General features: G+C 71.5%; 18 protein-coding genes and 1 riboswitch. Of the genes, 8 read left to right on the plus strand and 10 right to left on the minus strand.

The window, feature by feature from the left end:
• Positions 1–80 precede the first annotated feature (80 nt).
• Positions 81–1,037, minus strand: coding sequence for an NAD-dependent epimerase/dehydratase family protein (locus tag ACXNSR_RS06695; protein WP_458641231.1), 957 nt, complete (start codon positions 1,035–1,037; stop codon positions 81–83).
• Positions 1,034–1,789 carry a ScbR family autoregulator-binding transcription factor gene (locus tag ACXNSR_RS06700; RefSeq protein WP_458641232.1) on the minus strand — a complete coding sequence of 252 codons (756 nt, stop codon included), beginning with the start codon at positions 1,787–1,789 and terminating at the stop codon, positions 1,034–1,036. Before ACXNSR_RS06700 ends, ACXNSR_RS06695 begins: the two co-directional genes overlap by 4 nt.
• Positions 1,790–1,892: 103 nt before the next feature.
• Here ACXNSR_RS06700 and ACXNSR_RS06705 point away from each other — a divergent pair, with 103 nt between their 5' ends.
• Positions 1,893–2,864: a ScbA/BarX family gamma-butyrolactone biosynthesis protein gene (locus ACXNSR_RS06705; RefSeq protein WP_458641233.1), complete on the plus strand. Its 972-nt coding sequence runs from the start codon at positions 1,893–1,895 to the stop codon at positions 2,862–2,864.
• 160 nt (positions 2,865–3,024) lie between these two features.
• Here the strand turns inward: ACXNSR_RS06705 and ACXNSR_RS06710 are convergent, their stop codons facing one another.
• Positions 3,025–3,381 carry a zinc ribbon domain-containing protein YjdM gene (locus tag ACXNSR_RS06710; protein WP_458641234.1) on the minus strand — a complete coding sequence of 119 codons (357 nt, stop codon included), beginning with the start codon at positions 3,379–3,381 and terminating at the stop codon, positions 3,025–3,027.
• Complete coding sequence (locus ACXNSR_RS06715; RefSeq protein ID WP_458641235.1) at positions 3,374–4,081, minus strand: TetR/AcrR family transcriptional regulator C-terminal domain-containing protein; 708 nt, start codon at positions 4,079–4,081, stop codon at positions 3,374–3,376. The genes ACXNSR_RS06710 and ACXNSR_RS06715 overlap by 8 nt, the downstream gene beginning before the upstream one ends.
• On the opposite strand from ACXNSR_RS06715, the gene ACXNSR_RS06720 reads away from it, so the two are divergent.
• Positions 3,978–5,393, plus strand: coding sequence for an amidohydrolase family protein (locus tag ACXNSR_RS06720; protein ID WP_458641236.1), 1,416 nt, complete (start codon positions 3,978–3,980; stop codon positions 5,391–5,393). The two genes, ACXNSR_RS06715 and ACXNSR_RS06720, sit on opposite strands and share 104 nt — an antisense overlap.
• A 10-nt stretch (positions 5,394–5,403) precedes the next feature.
• On the opposite strand, the gene ACXNSR_RS06725 is transcribed toward ACXNSR_RS06720, so the two are convergent.
• Positions 5,404–6,231: a helix-turn-helix transcriptional regulator gene (locus ACXNSR_RS06725; RefSeq protein ID WP_458641237.1), complete on the minus strand. Its 828-nt coding sequence runs from the start codon at positions 6,229–6,231 to the stop codon at positions 5,404–5,406.
• A gap of 248 nt (positions 6,232–6,479) precedes the next feature.
• On the opposite strand from ACXNSR_RS06725, the gene ACXNSR_RS06730 reads away from it, so the two are divergent.
• From ACXNSR_RS06730 to ACXNSR_RS06740, 3 genes are all read left to right on the plus strand, one after another.
• A complete protein-coding gene (locus ACXNSR_RS06730; protein WP_458641238.1) occupies positions 6,480–7,691 on the plus strand; it encodes a serine hydrolase domain-containing protein in 1,212 nt (403 codons plus the stop codon).
• Between the two features lie 258 nt (positions 7,692–7,949).
• Positions 7,950–10,019 carry a galactose-binding domain-containing protein gene (locus ACXNSR_RS06735; protein WP_458641239.1) on the plus strand — a complete coding sequence of 690 codons (2,070 nt, stop codon included), beginning with the start codon at positions 7,950–7,952 and terminating at the stop codon, positions 10,017–10,019.
• 121 nt (positions 10,020–10,140) lie between these two features.
• Positions 10,141–10,773 carry a TetR/AcrR family transcriptional regulator gene (locus ACXNSR_RS06740; RefSeq protein ID WP_458641240.1) on the plus strand — a complete coding sequence of 211 codons (633 nt, stop codon included), beginning with the start codon at positions 10,141–10,143 and terminating at the stop codon, positions 10,771–10,773.
• Here the strand turns inward: ACXNSR_RS06740 and metE are convergent.
• On the minus strand, positions 10,770–13,085 hold the full coding sequence (metE, locus tag ACXNSR_RS06745; protein WP_458641241.1) for a 5-methyltetrahydropteroyltriglutamate--homocysteine S-methyltransferase: 2,316 nt from the start codon (positions 13,083–13,085) through the stop codon (positions 10,770–10,772). The genes ACXNSR_RS06740 and metE overlap by 4 nt on opposite strands.
• Before the next feature lie 180 nt (positions 13,086–13,265).
• Positions 13,266–13,494, minus strand: a riboswitch (cobalamin riboswitch).
• 215 nt (positions 13,495–13,709) lie between these two features.
• On the opposite strand from metE, the gene ACXNSR_RS06750 reads away from it, so the two are divergent.
• Entirely contained in the window at positions 13,710–14,276 is a 567-nt protein-coding gene (locus ACXNSR_RS06750; protein ID WP_458641242.1) for a hypothetical protein, read from the plus strand.
• Positions 14,277–14,376: 100 nt separating this feature from the next.
• Here ACXNSR_RS06750 and ACXNSR_RS06755 read toward each other — a convergent pair whose 3' ends face one another.
• Positions 14,377–16,110, minus strand: a complete 1,734-nt coding sequence (locus ACXNSR_RS06755; RefSeq protein WP_458641243.1) for an FAD-dependent oxidoreductase — start codon at positions 16,108–16,110, stop codon at positions 14,377–14,379.
• Positions 16,111–16,211: 101 nt separating this feature from the next.
• On the opposite strand from ACXNSR_RS06755, the gene ACXNSR_RS06760 reads away from it, so the two are divergent.
• On the plus strand, positions 16,212–17,381 hold the full coding sequence (locus ACXNSR_RS06760; protein ID WP_458641244.1) for a SchA/CurD-like domain-containing protein: 1,170 nt from the start codon (positions 16,212–16,214) through the stop codon (positions 17,379–17,381).
• A 13-nt stretch (positions 17,382–17,394) separates the two neighbouring features.
• Positions 17,395–17,646 carry an acyl carrier protein gene (locus ACXNSR_RS06765; RefSeq protein WP_030011473.1) on the plus strand — a complete coding sequence of 84 codons (252 nt, stop codon included), beginning with the start codon at positions 17,395–17,397 and terminating at the stop codon, positions 17,644–17,646.
• Positions 17,647–17,730: 84 nt separating this feature from the next.
• Here the strand turns inward: ACXNSR_RS06765 and ACXNSR_RS06770 are convergent, their stop codons facing one another.
• From ACXNSR_RS06770 to ACXNSR_RS06780, 3 genes are all read right to left on the minus strand, one after another.
• The gene (locus ACXNSR_RS06770) at positions 17,731–18,789 is read right to left on the minus strand and encodes a methyltransferase (protein ID WP_458641245.1); all 1,059 of its coding nucleotides are present in this window, start codon (positions 18,787–18,789) and stop codon (positions 17,731–17,733) included.
• 35 nt (positions 18,790–18,824) lie between these two features.
• Positions 18,825–19,943, minus strand: a complete 1,119-nt coding sequence (locus ACXNSR_RS06775) for a right-handed parallel beta-helix repeat-containing protein (RefSeq protein WP_458643214.1) — start codon at positions 19,941–19,943, stop codon at positions 18,825–18,827.
• 241 nt (positions 19,944–20,184) lie between these two features.
• Positions 20,185–20,733 carry a DM13 domain-containing protein gene (locus tag ACXNSR_RS06780; RefSeq protein WP_458641246.1) on the minus strand — a complete coding sequence of 183 codons (549 nt, stop codon included), beginning with the start codon at positions 20,731–20,733 and terminating at the stop codon, positions 20,185–20,187.
• Positions 20,734–20,781 lie beyond the last annotated feature (48 nt).

Here is a 20,781-nt window from a genome sequence, read left to right on the forward strand (position 1 = left end):
TGTGCTTCGGACGCTACCCGCCTCCCTGCTCGGCACAGCCCGCCCACGCTTTATCCCGCCGAGGCTTTGGCAGATCGCCGTCACCCCGGGGCGGCCCCGCCCCTCTCCCGGTACCACTCGGCCGCCGGGCCGATCCGGCTCAGCGGGCCGGGACCCGGCGCGATCCCGGCGAGTTCCCAGACCTCGTCGGCGCGGTACCAGTGGTCACCGGCCAGCAGCGTGAACTGGCGCTCGCTCACCCACCCCGGGGTCGCGGCCAAGGTGTCCAGGCACCTGCGCCACGACCAGTCGACATCGGGCCGCGTCGGCAGCACACGGTGTTCGGCGAGGACGTCCATGAGGTCCCGGTTGCGCACCGGCTCGGGGTGATGGGCGTGCAGGACACCCGTGGCACCGGCTGCCGCGCCACCACCGAGGGCGAGCGCCACGATGAGCCGTGCCAGGTCGTCGACATCGACGAAGGAGGCGAGCCCCGCTCCTCCTCCCCAGCGCGCGGGTACCCGCCGGAACGCGTCGACGAGGGCCGGTACGGCCCACCGGTCGCCCCTGCCCAGCACGAGCCCCGCACGCAGGACCAGTCCCCCCGCATCGAGCACCGGCCCCTCCCCCGCCAGTCGGCCGGCACTGGCCACCGACACCGGGGCCGGCGTCAACTCGTGCGTGTTCATTCCCCGATGGGGTCCCGGACCGTAGACCGCGCAGGTGGACAGGTGGATGATCCGCCCCACTCCGGCCCGCCGGGCCTCGGCCACCAGGGCCGTGGTTCCGGCGGAGTTGACCGCGGTGCACCGGTCGGCGTCCGGTCCGACGTAGGAAGCCATGGACAACAGGACGTCCGCGCCGTCACACACCCCGCGCAGGGACGGTTCGTCCGTCAGGTCCGCGCCCACCCACTGCGCTCCGGACAAGGCCGCGGCCGCCTGCGTACGGGACACCGCACGCACCTCGGCCTGCCGGGCCGCCCCGGCCAGTCGGCGCAGTACCGCCGACCCCACGAAGCCCGTCGCGCCGGTGACGACGATCCGAGGAGTGGTCACGCCCGCTTCCCCGATGCCGGCTTCGACCTCGGTGCCGACTGCGCCTCCGCCTCCGGCTTCGGCTCCGACTTCGGCTCCGACTTCGGCTCCGGCTTCGGCTTCGGCTTCGGCTCAGGCTCGGGCTCGCTCGGCGGCAGCGTCAGGCGCAGCCCGCCCCGGATGTCGTCGGCGGCCACCGCGGGCAGCAGGTAGCGCCACAGGGAGGCGATCCGCTGCGGCAGGTCGGCCCGGCCGGTGGACGCCTGGGAGAACAGCTGTGCCCCGGTGAAGGAGCTGACCAGCACCCAGGCCAGTTCGTGGTCGTCGACGTCCGGCTGGAGTTCGCCCTTGGCCCGGGCGAAGCGCAGTTGCTGGCGGAACTCCAGCACCCAGGCCTGGTAGGCGACATCGTCGCGCAGGCCGAACTCGCCCTGTTCGACGGCGAGTCGGACTCCGGCGCGGAGCACCGGATTGTGCCGGAGCTGCTCGGCGAGGTACAGCGTGATGTCCACCAGGTGCTGCAGGCCGTCCTCCCCGGCGGGGAACTCCAGGCCGTCGCCCTGGCCGACCATGACGGCGTAGGCAAGCTCCTCCTTCGAGCTGAAGTGGAAGTACATCCCGCCCTGTGTGACGTCCGCCCGCTTCATGATCTTGCTGATGCTGGCTCCGCTGAAGCCGAACTCGTCGAAGACCTCGGCCGCTGCGCGCAGGATGGCCGCTTTGGTCTGAACTGCCCTGAGTTGGGGGGCGCGTTGCTGCTTTCGTTCTGACATGGGCACCTAACTAATCTCGACAAAAAAAACGAACATCCTTTATTTTAGGACCTGCGCCGAACAAGCACCAGCTCATGTCCGACGTTCCAGGGGGGGCTCAACCATGACTGTGTCCATTGATCACTCCGCCGCACCCGTCGCCGCGCTCAGCAGCGCCTTACCGCGGGAGTACGTACACAAGAGCGCACACTCGGAAGTCCTGCTCACCGGATGGCGCACCGTCGCCCCGGACGAGTACGTCGTCACCGCCCAGTGGCCCCGCGCCCACAGCTTCTACACTCCGGACGGCGGTCACCACGACCCCCTCCTCCTGGCCGAATCGGTCCGCCAGGCCATACCGCTCCTCAGCCACGTCGCGTACGACGTCCCCTTCGGCCACCGCCAGATCTGGGACACGTTCAGCTACTCGACGAACGCCGATGCCCTCGCGGTCGGTTCGACCCCGGCCGACATCTCCCTGCACATCCGCTGCTCGGACATCTCGCGCCGCGGCCGCAGACTCGCCGGTCTCACCATGCACGTGACCGCGACCCGCGACGGAGAGTTCCTCGGCACCGCCGAGGCGGGATTCACCAACCAGCCCGAGGCCGTCTACCAGCGCCTGCGCGGCTCGAACGGGAACCTCGACGAGGTCGCCGCCCGCACGATCCCGCTGCCGCCACCGCTGACTCCCCGCCGCGTGGGCCGCGACCGCTTCCACGACGTGGTCCTGTCCCCCACCAGCTCCACGCGGCGCGCCCAGCTCCGGGCCGATGTCAACCACCCGATCCTCTTCGACCACCCCGTCGACCACGCCCCGGGCATGCTGCTCCTGGAGGCCGTGCGCCAGGCCGCGTACCGTTCCGCCTTCCCCCGGCGGGGGGTCCTGACCGATATGGAGATTCGTTTCTTCCGCTACGCGGAGCTGACCTCGGCCTGCTGGATCGAGACGCTCCCGAACACCGACGAGGCGACCGCGCCGGACCGCCATCCCGTACGCGTGGTCGCCCGCCAGAACGGCGAGGTGATCTTCGCCGCCACCGCGGCCATCGCGACCGCGACGGCCGTCCCCCTCCGCATGTACGCCGCGCGCTGACCGGCCCGCCCCCGCCGGGGAGACTTCCGGCGATCCCGTCGTCCCATGAGCGCGCCGGCTCATGGGCCGCCCGCCGGATCGGCTCCGCCTGCGGGGAAGAACGACGAAGGCGCCTGCCCGGGACCGTGCCCAGCAGGCGCCTTCGTGCTGTCGGACCGGGTCAGACCTTCCTGACCACGGCGGACTTCAGCTGCATTGGGCCGAACCCCTCGATCCTGCAGTCGATGTCATGGCCGTCGACGCCGTCCACCAGGCGGATGTTGCGCACTTTGGTGCCCGCCTTGATGCCGGACGGGCTGCCCTTGACCTTCAGGCCCTTGACCACCGTCACGGTGTCGCCGTCGGCCAGCACATTGCCGACCGCGTCCTTGATCACCCGCTCCTCGGGGACACCGCCGGAGTCACCCTGGGCGAGCGGCCATTCGTGCCCGCACTCGGGGCAGACCAGGAGCGCCCCCATCTCGTAGGCGTACGCGCCCGCGCACTCGGGGCAGGGAGGCAGCTGGTTCTCAATCACCCCGACATTGTATTTCAGGGCCGTCGCCGCAGGTCGGCGCCCGGTCCAGGGCGCGCAGCCCCTGCAGGATCAGGGACAGTCCGAAGTCGAAGTGCGCCGCGAAGTCACCGCTGGTGAGCGTGGACACCACGGCGGCGAGCTGCGGATACCGCCCGGGCTCGGCCGCCAGGCGCAGGCTTTCGGGATCCGCCGCCCCCTCCCCCTCCGGCGGGCGCGACGCGGCCTGCTCCTCCAGCGTGTGGCCGATGGTGAAGTGGGCCACCACCATGAGCGCGCGCGCCGCGTCCTCCTCGCCGAAACCGGCCGCGCGCAGCACCCCGACGACCGCTTCGGCGAAGCCGAGGGTGTGGGGCCCGGTCGCGTGCGTGCCCGCGTAGACGCGAGCGCCGTCGCGGCGGGCGAGCAGTGCCGTGCGCATGGCCCGGGCGAGGCTGCCCTGCTGTGCGCCGGGCGCGAGGGCGCCCTCACCACGTGGGCGGCGCGGGCCGCCGCCGCGTGAGCATGGGTGCGGCGCACCCGGGCAGACGGCGGCCTGGCTGCCGCCCCGCCGCGGGCCGAGGCTGAGGGTCCGCACCCCCTCACGGCAGGACCTCCGTATGCCCCGCAACGACACCACCAGTGCCGCCGTCCTCGATCGGCTCCGCCTCCGGTCCGCCGATCCGGGACGGCGCGTCCTGTTCACCGGCGCCACGATCGTCACGATGGACCCGGACCTCGGCGTCCTCCACTCCGCGGACCTGCTCGTCGTCGGCGATACGATCGCGGCGGTCGGGCCCGGTCTGAACCGGGACGGCGCCGTGGTCGTCGACGCCACGGACACGATCCTGACGCCCGGCTTCGTCGACACCCACCGGCACGCCTGGCAGACCCAGCTGCGCAGGATCATGCCGGACGTGGACGATCTCGGCGGCTACGTCTCGGCCACACTGGCCGGCTACGCGCCGGTCTACCGGCCGCAGGACATGTACGTCGGGACCCGCCTGGCCGCCCTGTCCGCCCTCGACAGCGGCATCACCTGCATGCTGGACTTCTCGCACAACGCGCGCACTCCCGAGCATTCGGACGCCGCCGTCCAGGCGCTGCTGGACACCGGTATCCGCGGCGTCCACGCCTCCATGGGGCCGCACTTCGGGGAGTGGGACCGGCAGTGGCCCGGCGACCTGGCCCGGCTCAGGCGGCGCTGGTTCAGCAGCGACGACCAGCTGCTGACCCTGCGCGTGGCCGCGCTGGCCACCGAGGAGATCGCCGGTCCCGCTCTCGCGTACGGCCCCGGACTCGCACGGGTGGCCCGTGATCTGGACGTCGGGGTGAGCGTGGACGCGGTCTTCGGCACCCCGTCCTCCCGCGCGGTGCTGCGGTGGGCCGCGGACGGCCTGCTCGGCCCCGGCCTGACCCTCATCCACGCCACCGGTCTGACGCCGCGGGCCTGGAAGGAGATCGGGGAGAGCGGCACCACCATCGCCCTGGCCCCCACCTCGGACGCTCAGATCGGACTGGAGACGGCGGTACCGGCCGTCGACGAGGCCCTGGCCGCCGGCATCCGCCCGGGGCTGAGCATCGACGTCGAAGTCGCCCTGGCCGGAGACATGTTCACGCAGATGCGGGCCCTGCACACGGTCCAGCGGATGCGCGCGGTGAACGCCGCCCATGGCACCGACCGGCAGCCGGTGCGCATCACCACCCGCGACGTCCTGGACTTCGCCACCCTCCAGGGCGCCCGTACCAACGGCCTGGACGCGGTGACCGGCTCCCTCACGCCGGGGAAGAAGGCCGACCTGCTGGTCATCCGCGCCGAGGACCTCAACAACATGCCCCTCAACGACCCGATCGGGACGGTCGTCCTCGGCTCGGACGCCCGCAACATCAGCGCCGTCCTCGTGGCCGGCACGCCCCGCAAGTGGAACGGTCAGGTCCTGGACGTGGACCTGCCCGCGCTGCGCGAAGAGGTGCAGGCCTCCCGTACGCATGTGCTCGGCTCGGCGGATTGCCCGGCCGCCGCCGGGCGGTCCTGAGGTCCGGCGGTCATGAGGCCCGGCGGGTGGCCCGCAGGCTGCCGAGCAGGGCGAGGCTCCGGGCGCTCGGGCTTCCCGGTTCGGCGTGGTAGACCACCAGCTGCTGGCCCGGCGCCCCGAGCACGGCGAAGGACTGGAAGCCGAGGGTGAGCGGTCCGACGTCGGGGTGGTCGAGTTCCTTGGTGTCATGGGTCTTGCCGCGGACGGTGTGAGCGGCCCAGAGCGCCGTGAACTCGGCGTCGGCCCGCCCGAGTTCACGGATCAGTGCCCTCAGCCTCGGATAGTGCGGATCGAGTCCGGCCGCGTGGCGCAGGCCGGCCACCACCGCCTCGGCCGCGCGGTCCCAGCGCACGAAGAACGGCCGGGCCGCGGGGTCGAGGAAGGTCATGCGCGCGAGGTTGTCCCGCTGCGCGAACGGGGAGAAGAGCGCCTCGGCCATCGCGTTGGCCGCCAGGACGTCGGTGGCGGGATTCAGGACGAACGCCGGGGTGCCCGTGTACCCGTCCAGCAGGTGGCGCAGGGGGGCTCCGACCGACTCCCGCGGCCGCGGCCGGGCGCCGTCCGGTGCGGTGCCCGCCAGCCGGAAGAGGTGTTCCCGGGCCGCTTCGTCCAGGCGCAGGGCCCCGCTGATCGCGTCGAGGATCTGCGGGGAGGGGCCGCGCTCGCGCCCCTGTTCCAGGCGGGCGTAGTAGTCGCTGTTCATTCCGGCCAGGACGGCGACCTCCTCTCGGCGCAGCCCTGCCACGCGGCGCCGTCCGTAGGAGGCGAGTCCCACGTCGTCCGGCCGCAGGCGCGCGCGCCGGGCGCGCAGGAAGTCTCCGAGATCGCTGCTGGTCACGACCCCAGGCTAAGGCGCGCCTGCGAGCGGGTGCCTGGGTGCGCCGCACCCGGGCACCCGTCGCGCCGCGCCGCGCCGCCGACGGGATCGGGAAGTGCGCCGCGGCAGCTCCTCCGCGTGGCCGAACTGTCGTTCGTAATTGGCGCGTTCCCGCTCATTCCGACAGCCGATCGGCCCGATGATCTTGCGTAGGCTCGTGACGTCCTACCTGCACCACCCCCCACCGGAGGAGCATCGTGCCCCTGCCCATGAACCGTCGTCTTGCCCTGAGCGCCGCCCTGCTGGCGGTGATGGCCGCCGTGGCTCCGGCGACCGCCGCGCACGCCGCCACCGCCCCGACCACCCCCGATCTCGAAGGGCTGACCCAGGCGTTGCGGAACACGACCTCGGCGGGCGCGCCGGGCGCCCTGGCCCGTTTCAGCGGACCCGGCGGGGTCAGCGTCCGGACCGAGGGGGTGCGCGACAGGGCCACGGGCTCGGCGATGGACCCGCAGGCCCGATTCCGGATCGGGAGCGTCAGCAAGACCTTCTCCTCCGTCGTCCTGCTGCAGCTGGTGGACGAGGGCAAGATCGATCTGGACACGTCCGTCAACCAGTACCTGCCCGGACTGCTGCCCGACAACCGGATCACGGTGCGTCATCTGCTGAGCCACCGCAGCGGGCTGGCGGACTACACCAACGCCATGTTCGAGCACACGGTGCCGGGCTTCGAGGCCGTGCGCAACAAGGTCTTCAGCTACCAGGAGCTGGTGGACCTCTCGCTCCGCGAGCCCCGGACGACCGAGCCCGGCGTGGCGTACAAGTACTCGAACACCAACTTCGTCGTCGTCGGCATGCTCATCGAGAAGGCCACCGGCAACGGTGTGGCCAAGGAGTACGAGCAGCGCATCTTCAAGAAGCTGAAGCTGCGCAACACCTCTTACGTGCACCCCAGCACGCAGATCAAGGGACTGCACACGCGCGGTTACCTCCACCCCGACGAGGCGGGCGCGCCACTGGTCGACTCCACCGAGCAGACGGTGTCGTGGGCCCAGTCCGCCGGAGCGGTGATCTCCAGCCCCGCCGATCTGAACACCTTCACGTCCGCGCTGCTCGGCGGGCGGCTGCTGTCCGCCCGGATGCTGGACGCCATGGTCACCGTGACGCCGACCGACACCACGAACACCCGGTTCTACGGGCTCGGCCTGCGCCGCTACGACCTGTCGTGCGGCACCTCGGTCTACGGTCACACGGGCACCGTGCAGGGCTTCTACACCTACGCCTTCTCCACCCGCGACGGGCGCCGCTCCCTCTCCGCGATGGCGAACACCTCGAACAAGGGGGAGGCGAACACGGCCCTCGGCGGAACCCTCGAAGCTGCCTTCTGCGGGAAGCCGGCCCCGAAGGCCACGGCAGCCACGGCACGCGGATTCGGGACCGCCCCGGCCGAGATGGACCTGCTGGAGCACGGCGCGCGCTGACGCCCCGGCATCGCCGCCCCGGGCGGGCGGGCGGACCGCCCGCCCGCCCGGGTGCGTGGACCTTGTGAAGAAACGGTCCACCTGATGAATCATCAGGTCAGCTGTCCCGGACTATTGACTCTGTCGATGGCAGTCGCGATTCTCGTCCCACTGTTTGTGGGGTCCATGACAAGTCACGCCTGTGGCCGTGGCGCGTCGTGCCCCCGAACGGATCCGGCTCCCCGACCGCGCCTTCCGGCTGACCTTAAGACGTGAGTGATGACCATTTCCCGACACACGCACCACAGGCGTAGGCCCCTGGCGGTCCTGTCATTGCTCCTCGCCGTGGTGGCCATGGTGCTCGGCCCCGTACCCGCTTCCGCCGCCGACCCCGGCTGGTGGAACCCGGTCGCGCGGCCCGCACCCGACTCCGACATCAACGTCACGGGCGAACCCTTCAAGGGGACCGACTCCCAGGGACGGGTGCGGGGCTTCGTCGACGCGCACGACCACCTGATGTCCAACGAGGGCTTCGGCGGCCGCCTGATCTGCGGCAAGCCGTTCTCCGAGGCGGGGATCGCCGACGCGCTCAAGGACTGCCCCGAGCACTACCCCGACGGCACGCTCGCGATCTTCGACTTCATCACCAAGGGCGGTGACGGCAAGCACGACCCGAACGGCTGGCCGACCTTCAAGGACTGGCCCGCCCACGACTCGCTGACCCACCAGCAGAACTACTACGCCTGGGTCGAGCGGGCCTGGCGCGGCGGCCAGCGCGTGCTCGTGAACGACCTCGTCACCAACGGCGTCATCTGCTCGGTCTACTTCTTCAAGGACCGCGGCTGCGACGAGATGACCGCCATCCGGCTCGAAGCGCAGAAGACCTACGACATGCAGGCGTACATCGACAAGATGTACGGCGGCCCGGGCAAGGGCTGGTTCCGGATCGTCACCGACTCCGCGCAGGCCCGCGACGTCGTCCAGCAGGGCAAGCTCGCCGTGGTCCTCGGGGTGGAGACCTCCGAGCCCTTCGGCTGCAAGCAGATCCTGGACATCGCGCAGTGCAGCAAGGCGGACATCGACCGCGGCCTGGACGAGCTGTACCGGCTCGGGGTGCGCAGCATGTTCCTGTGCCACAAGTTCGACAACGCCCTGTGCGGGGTCCGCTTCGACGAGGGAGCCCTCGGTACGGCCATCAACGCGGGCCAGTTCCTGTCGACCGGAACCTTCTGGAAGACGGAGAAGTGCACCGGCCCCCAGCACGACAACCCCATCGGCCTGGCGGCAGCCGCGCCCGCGGTGCAGAGCAAGCTCCCCGAAGGGGTGGCGATCCCGTCCTACGCCGCCGACGCCCAGTGCAACACGCGCGGACTCACGGAACTCGGCGAGTACGCGGTGCGCGGCATGATGAAGCGCAAGATGATGCTCGAGGTCGACCACATGAGCGTGAAGGCCGCGGGCCGGTCCTTCGACATCATGGAGTCCGAGTCGTACCCGGGTGTGATCTCCTCGCACAGCTGGATGGACATGGACTGGACCGAGCGGGTCTACAAGCTCGGCGGCTTCATCGCCTCGTACATGAGCGGCGCCGAGGGATTCAGCGCCGAGGCCAAGCGGACGGACGCGCTGCGCGACAAGTACAACGTCGGCTACGGGTACGGCACCGACATGAACGGCGTCGGCGGCTGGCCCGGACCGCGCGGGGCCGGCACCCCCAACCCGGTGCGCTACCCGTTCCGCAGCACCGACGGCGGCTCCGTCATCGACCGGCAGACCACCGGCTCGCGCACGTGGGACCTCAACACCGACGGCGCCTCGCACTACGGCCTGGTCCCGGACTGGATCGAGGACATCCGCCTCGTCGGCGGCCAGGGCGTGGTGGACGACCTGTTCAAGGGCGCCGAGTCCTACCTGACCACCTGGGGGAACTCCGAGAAGCACAAGTCCGGGGTGAACCTCGCCACGGGCTCCCCGGCCTCGGCGTCGAGCGCGGAGTGGTGGAACCCCTTCGTGAGCTACGCCCCGGGCCGCGCCGTGGACGGCGACTCGGGCACCCGCTGGGCGAGCGAGTGGAACGACAACCAGTGGCTGCGCATCGACCTCGGGTCCGCGAACCGGGTGGGACGCGTCACCCTCGACTGGGAGGCCGCGTACGGGAAGGCGTACCGCATCGAGGTCTCCACGGACGACACGAACTGGCAGACCGTCTGGTCCACGACCGCGAGTGACGGCGGCCTGGACACGGCGCGCTTCTCCGGTGTGCCGGCCCGCTACGTCCGCATCCAGGGCCTCCAGCGCGGCACCAAGTGGGGGTACTCGCTCCACGAGGTCGGCGTCTTCAGCAGCTGATCCCGACGAACGCAAGCCAAGGGGCCGGGGCCGGCCGGATCTGCTGATCCGGCCGGCCCCGGCCGCCGTGGCACCACGCACCGCGCACCACGCACCGCAGCACGAACCGAAAGGAACGCCCATGGCACGGATGCCCTCGGCCGAGCGGCGCCGGCAGCTGACCGAGGCGGCCATCCGCGCGATGACCCGCGACGGCGTCGCCGCGACGACGACCCGGTCGATCGCCGCCGAGGCGGGCGTGTCCCTGAGCGTCTTCCACTACTGCTTCGACTCCAAGCAGGCCCTGCTCGAATCCGTCATCGCCGCGATCACCGACCACAGCGTCACCCTGGTGAGGGAGGCGATCCAGCCGAAGGCGACCCTTCGGGAGACCGTCCGGGCGGGGTTCCAGGCGTACTGGGACCATGTGTCCGCCCACCCGGGCGAACACATGCTCACCTACGAACTCACCCAGTACGCCCTGCGCCGGCCGGACTTCGAGCACCTGGCGCGGCGGCAGTACGAGCGGTACTGCGACACCTACACCGAACTGATCGAGCAGCTGCGGCACCACATGGCCTTCGAACTCCGCGTGCCCGTCAACGTGCTGGCCCGCTACCTGGCCGCCATGACCGACGGGCTGACGCTGAACCACCTCGTCCTCGGCGACGCCAGGATCTCGTCGGACATCCTCGATGTGATCACCGACCACGTGGCGGGCCTCGTCGGCGAGGACCGGGGCGCGTCCGCGGACGCGCCCCGGTCCTCGGCCTAGTTCTCGGCGCGCACCTGCCGGGCCGCCTCGACCAGGTTCTCCAGGGAGGCCCTGGTCTCGGGCCAGCCCCGGGTCTTCAGGCCGCAGTCGGGATTGACCCACAGCCGCTCCGCCGGGATGGCCCCCAGTCCCTTCCGCAGCAGGGCCGCCGCCTCGGCCACGGAGGGGATCCGCGGCGAGTGGATGTCCCAGACACCGGGGCCGACCTCGCGCGGGTAGCCGGCGCCCGCGAGCTCACCGGCGACCTGCATGTGGGAACGGGCGGCCTCCAGGCTGATCACGTCGGCGTCGAGGTCCTCGATGGCTTCCACGATGTCGCCGAACTCGGCATAGCACATGTGCGTGTGGATCTGGGTGTCCGCGCGGACTCCGGCGGTGGTGAGCCGGAAGGACTCGGTGGCCCAGGCGAGGTAGCCGGCGTGGTCGGCGGCCCGCAGCGGGAGGGTCTCGCGCAGGGCGGGCTCGTCGACCTGGATGACCGCGGTACCGGCCGCCTCCAGGTCGCCCACCTCGTCGCGCAGGGCGAGCGCCACCTGGCGGGCGGTGTCGCCGAGGGGCTGGTCGTCGCGGACGAAGGACCAGGCGAGCATGGTGACGGGGCCGGTCAGCATGCCCTTGACCGGCTTGGCCGTCTGCGACTGCGCGTACGTGGTCCAGCGCACGGTCATCGGGTCCGGGCGGGAGATGTCGCCGGCCAGGACGGGCGGGCGGACGTAGCGGGTGCCGTAGGACTGGACCCAGCCGTGCCGGGTGGCCAGGTAGCCGGTGAGCTGCTCGGCGAAGTACTGCACCATGTCGTTGCGTTCGGGCTCGCCGTGTACGAGGACGTCGATGCCGGCCTTCTCCTGGAAGGCCAGGACCTCCCGGATCTCGGCCCGGATGCGGTCCTCGTAGCCGGCGGTGTCGATGCGCCCGGCCCGCAGGTCGGCGCGGGCCGTGCGCAGTTCGGTGGTCTGCGGGAAGGATCCGATCGTGGTCGTCGGAAGCAGCGGGAGCCCCAGGTGCGCCCGCTGGGCGGCGGCCCGCTCCGCGTACGGCCGGTCGCGCCGCCCGTCCGCGTCGGTGACGGCGGCGGTGCGGGCCCGGACCGCCGGATCGTGGGTGAGGGCGGAGCCGGCGCGGGAGGCCAGGTCGGCCCGGTTGGCGGCGAGTTCGGCGGCGATGGCGTCCGTGCCGCGGGCCAGGCCCCGGGCGAGCGTGGCGACCTCCACGGTCTTCTGGCGGGCGAAGGCGAGCCAGCGCCTCACCTGCGGGTCGATGTCCCGTTCGGCGGTGGCGTCCAGCGGCACGTGGAGCAGCGAGCAGGAGGCGGCGACGTCCACCCGGTCGGCGAGCCCCAGGAGGGTGGCGAGGGTGCCGAGGGACTTCTCGTAGTCGTTGATCCAGATGTTGCGGCCGCCCACGACACCGGCGACGAGGCGCTTGCCGGGCAGGCCCCCGACGGCGGCGAGGTCGTCGAGGTTCGCGGCGGCGGCCTCGGTGAAGTCCAGGGCGAGCCCTTCGACGGGGGCCTTGGCCAGCACCGGCAGGGCCTCGCCGAGCCGGTCGAAGTAGGAGGCGACGAGGAGCTTGGGCCGGTCGCTCCGGCCGCCGAGCTCCCGGTAGGCGCGGGCGGTGGCGGCCAGCTCGGCCGGGGTACGGTCCTGCACCAGGGCGGGCTCGTCCAGTTGCACCCACTCGGCTCCGGCGGCGCGCAGGTCGGCCAGGACCTGCGCGTAGACGGGCAGCAGCCGGTCGAGCAGGGCCAGCGGTTCGAAGCCGGCGGCGACGCCGGGGGCGGGCTTGGCCAGCAGCAGGTAGGTGACGGGGCCGACCAGGACGGGGCGGGCGGTGTGCCCCAGCCCGAGTGCCTCCGTCAGCTGGGCGACCTGCTGGGTGGAGTCGGCGGTGAAGACCGTGTCGGGGCCGAGTTCCGGCACGAGGTAGTGGTAGTTGGTGTCGAACCACTTGGTCATCTCCAGCGGCGCGACGTCCTGGGTGCCGCGCGCCATCGCGAAGTACCCGTCGAGCGGGTCGGCCGCGACGGCGGCCCGGTGCCGCTCGGGGACGGCGCCGACCATCACGCTGGTGTCCAGTACGTGGTCGTAGTACGAGAAGTCGCCGGTCGGCACCTCGGTGATGCCGGCGTCGGCCTGCTGCCGCCAGTTGGTGCGGCGCAGGTCGCGGGCGGTCGCCCGGAGGGCGTCGGCGGTGGTGCGGCCCTTCCAGTAGCCCTCGACGGACTTCTTCAGTTCGCGGTTCTGGCCCTGGCGGGGGTAGCCGTACACGGTGGCCTCGGTGGGCCGTCCGGTGGCGGGGGTCGTGCCGGTCACGGAACTCTCCTTCGCGAGCGTTCTCCTGTGGACCCGGTGAGGGACCGAGGGCGCGAAGGGATGACGGACCGGGCGGATCACGACCGGGTACGGGTGCGTGCGGATGCACGTGCCCGCGGTCGTCCGCCTGATGTGTCGCCGACCCGCCCACGAGGTCACCGGGATTTCCGTGCGCGATCGGTCGCGCACGGGCAACGGGCAGGTCTTCGGACTCGCGGGCGCGTCCCGTCGTACGGATGCCGTACGAGACTCCTACTGGCCGTCGCTTCCCAGACCCGTCCGGGCCCAGTGCGTATGACGGCGGTCGTTCCCGCTCACCGCTGCGGGGCAGTCCCGGATTCCCACCGGGTTCCCTCTTACGACGCATCCCGCCTGGCGGACGGGGCGAACCAGCTGCCCGGCCAGAGTAGACGCCGTTCCCCGTCGGCGCGCGGAGTTGTCCGGCATCCGGATGGCGGAGTGAGACGTACCGGGGTCGAAATCCGGCCATGAAGTGAATTGCGTCACTGCGGAGCGAGTTGTGTCCCTCTTGTCCGTTTACCGGATCGAACTCCCCGGTCAGCGCAGTACCTTGCAGCTCACTCCATCGAGATCGCTCGATGACCACCGGAAGACCGAGGAAGTATGGCTGGACCGGTCCCGCGCCCCGCCCGCGTCCGCACCCTGGCACCCGGCGTCCTGCGCGCCGCACTGGTGTCAGTGCTGGCATGCGGCGCCCTCACCGCGTGCGGCTCCGACGAGGAGGCACTGCGGTACGCGACCGACTACGCGAACCACGAACCGCTGGGCGTGGTCGGGTACCCCACCTCCGAGTCCCTCAAGATCACCCAGAGTCTGGTCTGGCGGCTCGCCGACGGCAAGGCCGAGGAGGTGCAGTCGCTCGCCGCCAACCCCGATGACGCGAAGGGGGACGTCGAGCGGACCGCGCGGAACTGGATCCGGGCCTTCCACGAAGGCGCCAAGGGGAAGGTGACCGCGGAGTTCTACGACGAGGGGTCCGTACGGCAGCTCGTCGTCGTGTACTTCCACGACACGGGCCAGACCAAGTCGTTCACGGTCCAGCTCACCGGAAGGGCCGGAGAGGAAGGCTGGCGCGTGGCCATGCGCGAGCCGGACCCGAAGGAGGCCTCGGCGACCCCCGACTGGGTTCCGAGGACCCCCGGGGGCCTCGGCTCGAAGACTCCGCGATGACCCGGTCCGCCGTCGCCACGAACTGACGGGCGCCGCCCCGCGGATCACTCCGCCGGACGGCGCCCTCGGTGGCGCGGGAACGGGAACGGGAACGGTCGGATCAGGACCGGTCCAGCAGCGTGGTCAGGACCTCGTGGAGGACCGCCGCCGGGTCCGCCACCGCCTGCGCCGAGCGCCAGGCCACGAAGCCGTCCGGGCGGACGAGGATCGCGCCCTCGGCGGTCGTGCCGTGCACCTCGGTCCAGTCACCGCCGTTCGCCGGGATCAGGTCGGCGTCCGGGCCGGTGCCGATCGCGTACACGTCCAGGGGCAGGCCCAGCTGTTCGGCGACGGAACGCCCCGCGGCCCGCCACGGCCTGCCCTCGGAGCACAGCAGGACGAAGGAACGCTCGTAGAGGTCCACGGTGGACTTCGGCTCCGGATCCCCCGGACCGCAGAGCCACATGTGCGGTGCGCGGCTGCCCGGATCGCCGCAGAGCCGCATCCGTTCGGGCACCACGGGCTGGTCCGGGTCGGCCCCCAGCACCGCGCCCCGGTTGTAGCGGTAGCCCATGGCCACGGAGAGGACCCCGCCCTGGCGGCCGCCGGGCCCGGAGTGCGGCCCGGCCGCGGACCCGGAGGCCGGTGCGGACGCGGACGCGGGCTCGGGGTCGGGCTCGTACCCCGGGTGGCTGTGCTCCGCCGACCGCGCAGATGCGCGCTCGCTCGTGGCCCTGGCCACCGGCAACCGCTCGGCCTCGTAGGTCTGCAGCAGCCCCGGCCCGGCCGAACCGTCCAGCACCATCGCGAGCTTCCAGGCGATGTTGTGGGCGTCCTGGATACCGGTGTTCGAGCCGAACGCCCCGGTGGGGGACATCTCGTGGGCGGAGTCTCCGGCCAGGAAGACCCGGCCGGCCGCGTACCGCTCGGCGACCCGCTCGGCGGCGTGCCACGGGGCCTTCCCGGTGACCTCGACGTCCAGGTCGGGCGAGCCGACGGCCCGGCGGATGTGCTCCACGCAGCGCTCGTCGGTGAAGTCCTCCAGCGTCTCGCCCCGGTCCGGGTGCCAGGGCGCGTGGAAGACCCACCGCTCGCCGTTGTCGACCGGCAGCAGGGCCCCGTCGGCATCGGGCTTGGTCAGGTAGCACACGATGAAACGCCGGTCGCCGACCACATGGGGCAGCATCCGCGACCGGAAGGTGATGCTCACGTTGTGGAACAGGTCCCCGGAGCCGCTCTGGCCGATCCGGAGCGCCTCCCGCACGGGGCTGCGCGGCCCGTCGGCGGCGACGAGGTAGTCCGCGCGCACCGTGCTGTGTTCCCCGGTCTCCCGGTTCTTCACGATCGCGGTGACCCCGCCGGGGTCCTGGTCGAAGGAGAGGAGTTCGGTGGAGAACCGCAGGTCGGCCCCGAGCGTGGGGGTCACGGACATCAGGACCGGCTCGATGTCGTTCTGGCTGCACAGGCACCATGCCGCCGGACTGAAGCGCGCGAGCGCGCCACCCGGGTCGATTTCCTCGAAGAGCCACTCCTGGTCGTCACCGGTCAGCGAGCCACCCTGCATGATGCCGTGGTTGTCCGCCAGGACCGACGCGGCCTCGCGGATCCGGTCCTCGACACGGGCGACCCGGAACAGTTCCATCGTCCGTACGTTGATACCGCGTCCGCGTGGGTGCATCGAGGTACCCGCGTGCTTCTCGACCACCATGTGCGGGATGCCATGCCGGCCGAGGAAGAGCGAGGTGCACAGACCCACCAGCGAGCCGCCCACGATGAGGACCGGGACGTGGTGGTCGACGTTTTCCTTCATGGCTCTTCCATGCCCTGTAGGAGGCCGGTTCCCTCGCTCGTTCACCCGCTTGGTTCTCTCCTCTCGCGCCGCAGGGATTACGGGACAACGATCGGTTCGGGTGGCGCCGCCCGTGGCGACCGTGTGGTCTCGAAGGAGTGTGAACGATGACAACCTTGTCGGAACGGATATCCCAGTCCGCCTTCGACGGCTCGAGACTTCGGGTCGTTCTGCTGCTGGATCTGTACGACGGAGCGCAGAACCAGTTCCTCGAGGTGTACGAACATCTTCAGAAGCAGGTGTCCTCCGTCCCCGGACACATCAGCGACGAGCTGTGCCAGTCGATCGAGAACCCGTCCCAGTGGCTCATCACCAGCGAATGGGAGAGCGCACCTCGGTTCTTGGCCTGGATCAACAGCGAGGAACACGTCGCGTCGGTGCAGCCGCTCCACAGCTGCGTGCGCGACACCCGCTCGCTGCGCTTCAGCGTGCTGCGGGAGATCGGAAAGGGGCCGGGCACCGGCTCCCACTCCCCCACCGGCCCGCCCTCCGCCGCCTCTTCACCGGAGGCGGCGGACCGGGCCCGGGGCGGCCTCCAGGTCGCGCCGCGGCGTGGCGACGGCGTGGTCCGCCACGCGCTCACCTTCACCGTGAAGCCCGGCAGCGAGCCGGTGGTGGCGGAACTCCTGGCCGGGTACACGTCCCCGCAGGCCCGGGTGGACGAGAGCACGCGGCTGCGCCGCACGTCGCTGTTCATGCACGGCAACCGCGTCGTCCGGGCGGTCGAGGTCGAGGGCGACCTCCTCGCGGCCCTGCGCCACGTGTCCCAGCAGCCCGAGGTACGGGCACTGGAGGAGGCCATCAACCCGTACCTGGAGCAGGACCGGGACCTCAGCGACCCCGGATCGGCCCGGATGTTCTTCACCCGGGCGGCCCTCCCCGCGGTGCACCATGTGGCGGCCGGCGGCCGCGAGTCCGCGGACGTCGGGCGGCACGCCCTCTTCTACCCCGCGAAGGACGGGTGCGGCACGGCGCTCGCCCGGCTGCTCGCCGGGCAGGACGAGGCGGCCGTGGACGATCCGACGAGCCCCATCGAGGGCAGCACCATCTTCCAGCGCGACGACATCGTCGTACGCCTCCTCGACCTGCGCGGCCCGCTCGACGCACGGCCCGCACTGGCCCTCGGCGTCGAGGGCGGCCACAAGGCGGCCGTGCTCGCCCGGCTGCTCGACAGCGCCAAGGACGGCGTCCCCAGCACCGACCAGGAGATCTCACGCTTCCTCGCGCGCTCCGAAATGCGCCTGATCACCGACCGGCGTGCGCCGGCCCAAGACTGAGGAGTTGTCCGTCATGACCGCTCGACTGACCATGGAAGAACTGGCCGCCCTGATGAAGAAGGGTGCCGGCGTCACCGTCGACCCCGCGGACATGGCGAGCCGCCCCGACTCGGGCTTCGACGAGTGGGGGCTCGACTCCCTGGGACTCCTCGGCATCGTCGGCGAGCTGGAGAACCGGCACAGCCGGCCGCTGCCCGCCGACGCGGACCGGTGCAAGTCGCCGCGCGAGTTCCTCGACCTCGTCAACAGCGCCCTGGCGGCCTGACGCCGACGCCCGGGACACCGCGGACGCCCTCGAGACCGGCTTCGTGCCGGTCTCGAGGCGTGCGGGGCCCTATGCCGGCCGGCGTCACCCGGGCACGGTGCACTCGAACGCGTGCAGGTACGCGTTGACCGGCCGGATCTCGCCGATCACCAGTCCGGCGTCCTCCATGCGGGCGGTGAGGCTGGCCTTGGTGTGCTTCGCGCCGCCGACGTTGAGCAGCAGCAGCAGGTCCATGGCCGTGGTGAACTTCATCGACGGGGTGTCGTCGACGAGGTTCTCGATGATGACGACCCGGGATCCGGGACGGGCCGCGTCGACGACGTTGCGCAGGGTCCTGCGGGTGCTGTCGTCGTCCCACTCCAGGATGTTCTTGATGATGTACATGTCGGCGTCGACCGGGATGGCCTCGCGGCAGTCCCCGGGGACGATCTCGGCCCGTGCGGCGAGGGGTCCGTCCTCCCGCAGCCGCGGATCCGCGTTCGCCGCCACGCCGGGCAGGTCGAGCAGGACGCCCCGGACCGTCGGGTGCTTCTCCAGCAGGCTCGCCAGCACGTGCCCCTGGCCGCCGCCGATGTCGGCGACGACCTCGATCCCGGTGAGGTCGAGGAGCTCCGCGACGTCCAGCGCCGACTGCATGCTGGAGGTGGTCATGGCCCGGTTGAACACGTGGGCCGACTCGTGCGCGTCCTGGTGCAGGTAGTCGAAGAACCCCTTGCCGTACAGCTCCTGGAAGACGCTGCCGCCCGACCGGACGGCGTCGTCGAGCCGCGGCCAGGCCTGCCAGGTCCAGGGCTCCGTGCACCACAGGGCGATGTAGCGCAGGCTGTGCGGGTCGTCCTCGCGCAGCAGCCGCGACATCTCCGTGTGGACGAACAGGCCGTCCTCCGTCTCCGCGAAGATCCCGTAGCAGGACAGGGCGCGGAGCAGCCGTTGCAGGGGCAGCGGCTCGGAGCCGACCGCGGCGGCGAGTTCGGCCGCCGAGACGGGCGACTCCCCGAGGGCGTCGGCCACCGCGAGGCGGGCCGCGGCCCGTACGGCGGCGGCACAGGCCGCGCCGAAGACGAGCTCGCGCAGGCGCATGGCCGGCTGCGGGGTGTGCTGGGGGGACGGGATCGGGGTCGGGGTGGGACTTACCGTGGTCATGAGGCCTCGATTCTGCTGATCAGGGGGGTCACGCGTCAGCACATCCCGGCCGGCACGGAGGATGCGCACCGGTTGTTGACGAACCGGTTGCCCGTGCCGGTCCCCTGGTTGGCCAGGTCCGCCGGCTTGTTGTCGCGGACCACGTTGTCCCGGATGACGTTGTCGGTGTTCGTCGCGCCCACGAAGCTCTTGAACAGCAGGATTCCGCCCGACAGCGGGGAGGCTCCGACGTTGCCGCGGATGTCGTTCGAACGCACGACCGTCTCTTCGGCCCCGGTGAGGACGATGCCGACGCCCTGGATGTCGGGGAGGCGGCTGTTGCCCTTGCAGAACTTGTTGTTCTCGTGGATCCGGTTGTTGCGGATGGTCATGTCCCCGGCGCCGGGCTCGCCCTCGTCGCCGACGACGAAGATGCCGCCGCAGTTGCCGGTGAGGGTGTTGCCGTAGACGGAGAGGTTCCGCACGCGCCGGACGGTGACGCCGATCCGGTTGCCGGTCAGCGTGTTCCTGCGGACCACGGCGCCCAGGGTGTCGGTGGCGCCGCCCTCCCGGTCGACGGTGTTGGCGATGAAGAGGCCCGACTCGGCGTTGTCGCGGGCGGTGTTGTCCCGGAAGAGCCCGCGGGTGGACCGCTCCTGGGCGATGCCCCAGGTGCCGTTCTTCTCGGAGATCACCCGCTGGACGCTCAGCCGGTCGGTGTAGGAGGCCCAGATGCCGTTGCGCTTGAAGCCGGAGACGGTCAGCGACCGGATGTCCACGCCGACGACGGGCTGCTCCGCCGTCCCCATGACGCAGATTCCGGAGTCGGCCTGCGAGCAGGCGAGCGCCCGGCCGGACGGGGCCGTCGCCGCGGTCGGCACCTTGGCCGCTCCGGGTGCCGCCGGCGCCGGCGCCGTGCCGGAGGCCGGCGGCACCGCGGGCGCGACCGGCGTGACAGCCGTGACCGGCGGCTTGATCACCGTCCGGGCACCGAACCCGCGCAGGGTCAGCCGCTTGGTGATCAGCACGTTCTCGTAGTAGGTGCCGGGCATCACGGTGATGATGTCGCCCGGCCTGGCGTAGTTCACCGCGTCCTGGATCGAGTCGCCCGGGTGCACTCGGCGCCCGGCCTCGGCGGCGGCGGTCGGCGCGAGCACGCCGAGACCTGCGGCCATGACGACTGCGATGCACGTGAGGGACTTGATTTGTCGGTTCGTCACGATTCTGAAGTTATGGGCGATTACGACCTATTGCCACACCGCTTGAGCGGATGGATACATCCCGTGGGCAAACGGCCGCATTTTGCCGTCCGGAGGAGTGGATAGTCGTACTCCGGACGACGGCCGAACGGGGTGACGCCCGATCAGCTACGGGCACACGGCGTGTCGCCCGGCCCGGACGGCCCCCGGCGGCGGGTCAGACGGCGGTGAGGACGGCCGCTCCGAAGGAGACGTCGAAGCGGTCGCACCAGATGGTGACGCTGGTGAACCCGGCGACGTCCACGCCGGCGGGCACCGGGTAGTTCTGGTCCCCCTTGTTGCCCTTGAGCTTGCCGAGGCTCACGTGCTTGCCGTCGTCGAAGACGCGCCAGCCCGCGACGCCCTCCTTCACCGGTGCGTCGGCCAGCCACACCCGCAGGTCCGGGCCGTTGCTGGTGTCGAGGTTCGCCAGCCGCAGGGTGTGGGACCCGTCGGGGAGGCGGATGAGTTCCACCGCTCCGCTGGTGGCGTGCTCGTGGCTGATGAGCGTCCCGCGGGCGACGGTCACCGGGGCGGCCTGGGCACCCGGTACGGCCGCGGGCGCGCCCGGGCCCGACGGCGCGGCGGCGGCCGGGAGCGCCTCGCGGACGGTCTCGTCCTGCCACAGCTTCCACGGCTGCAGCCAGTACAGCGCCACTGCCGCCACCACCGCCGCGGCGATCGCCGCTCCGCCCCACAGCCGTCCGCGCCGCCCTGTCCGTGTCACTGCCGTTCCCTCTTCTTCGTCTTCGCCGGTCACTGCCTACGAATTCAA

The organism is Streptomyces sp. NC-S4 (assembly GCF_054353315.1).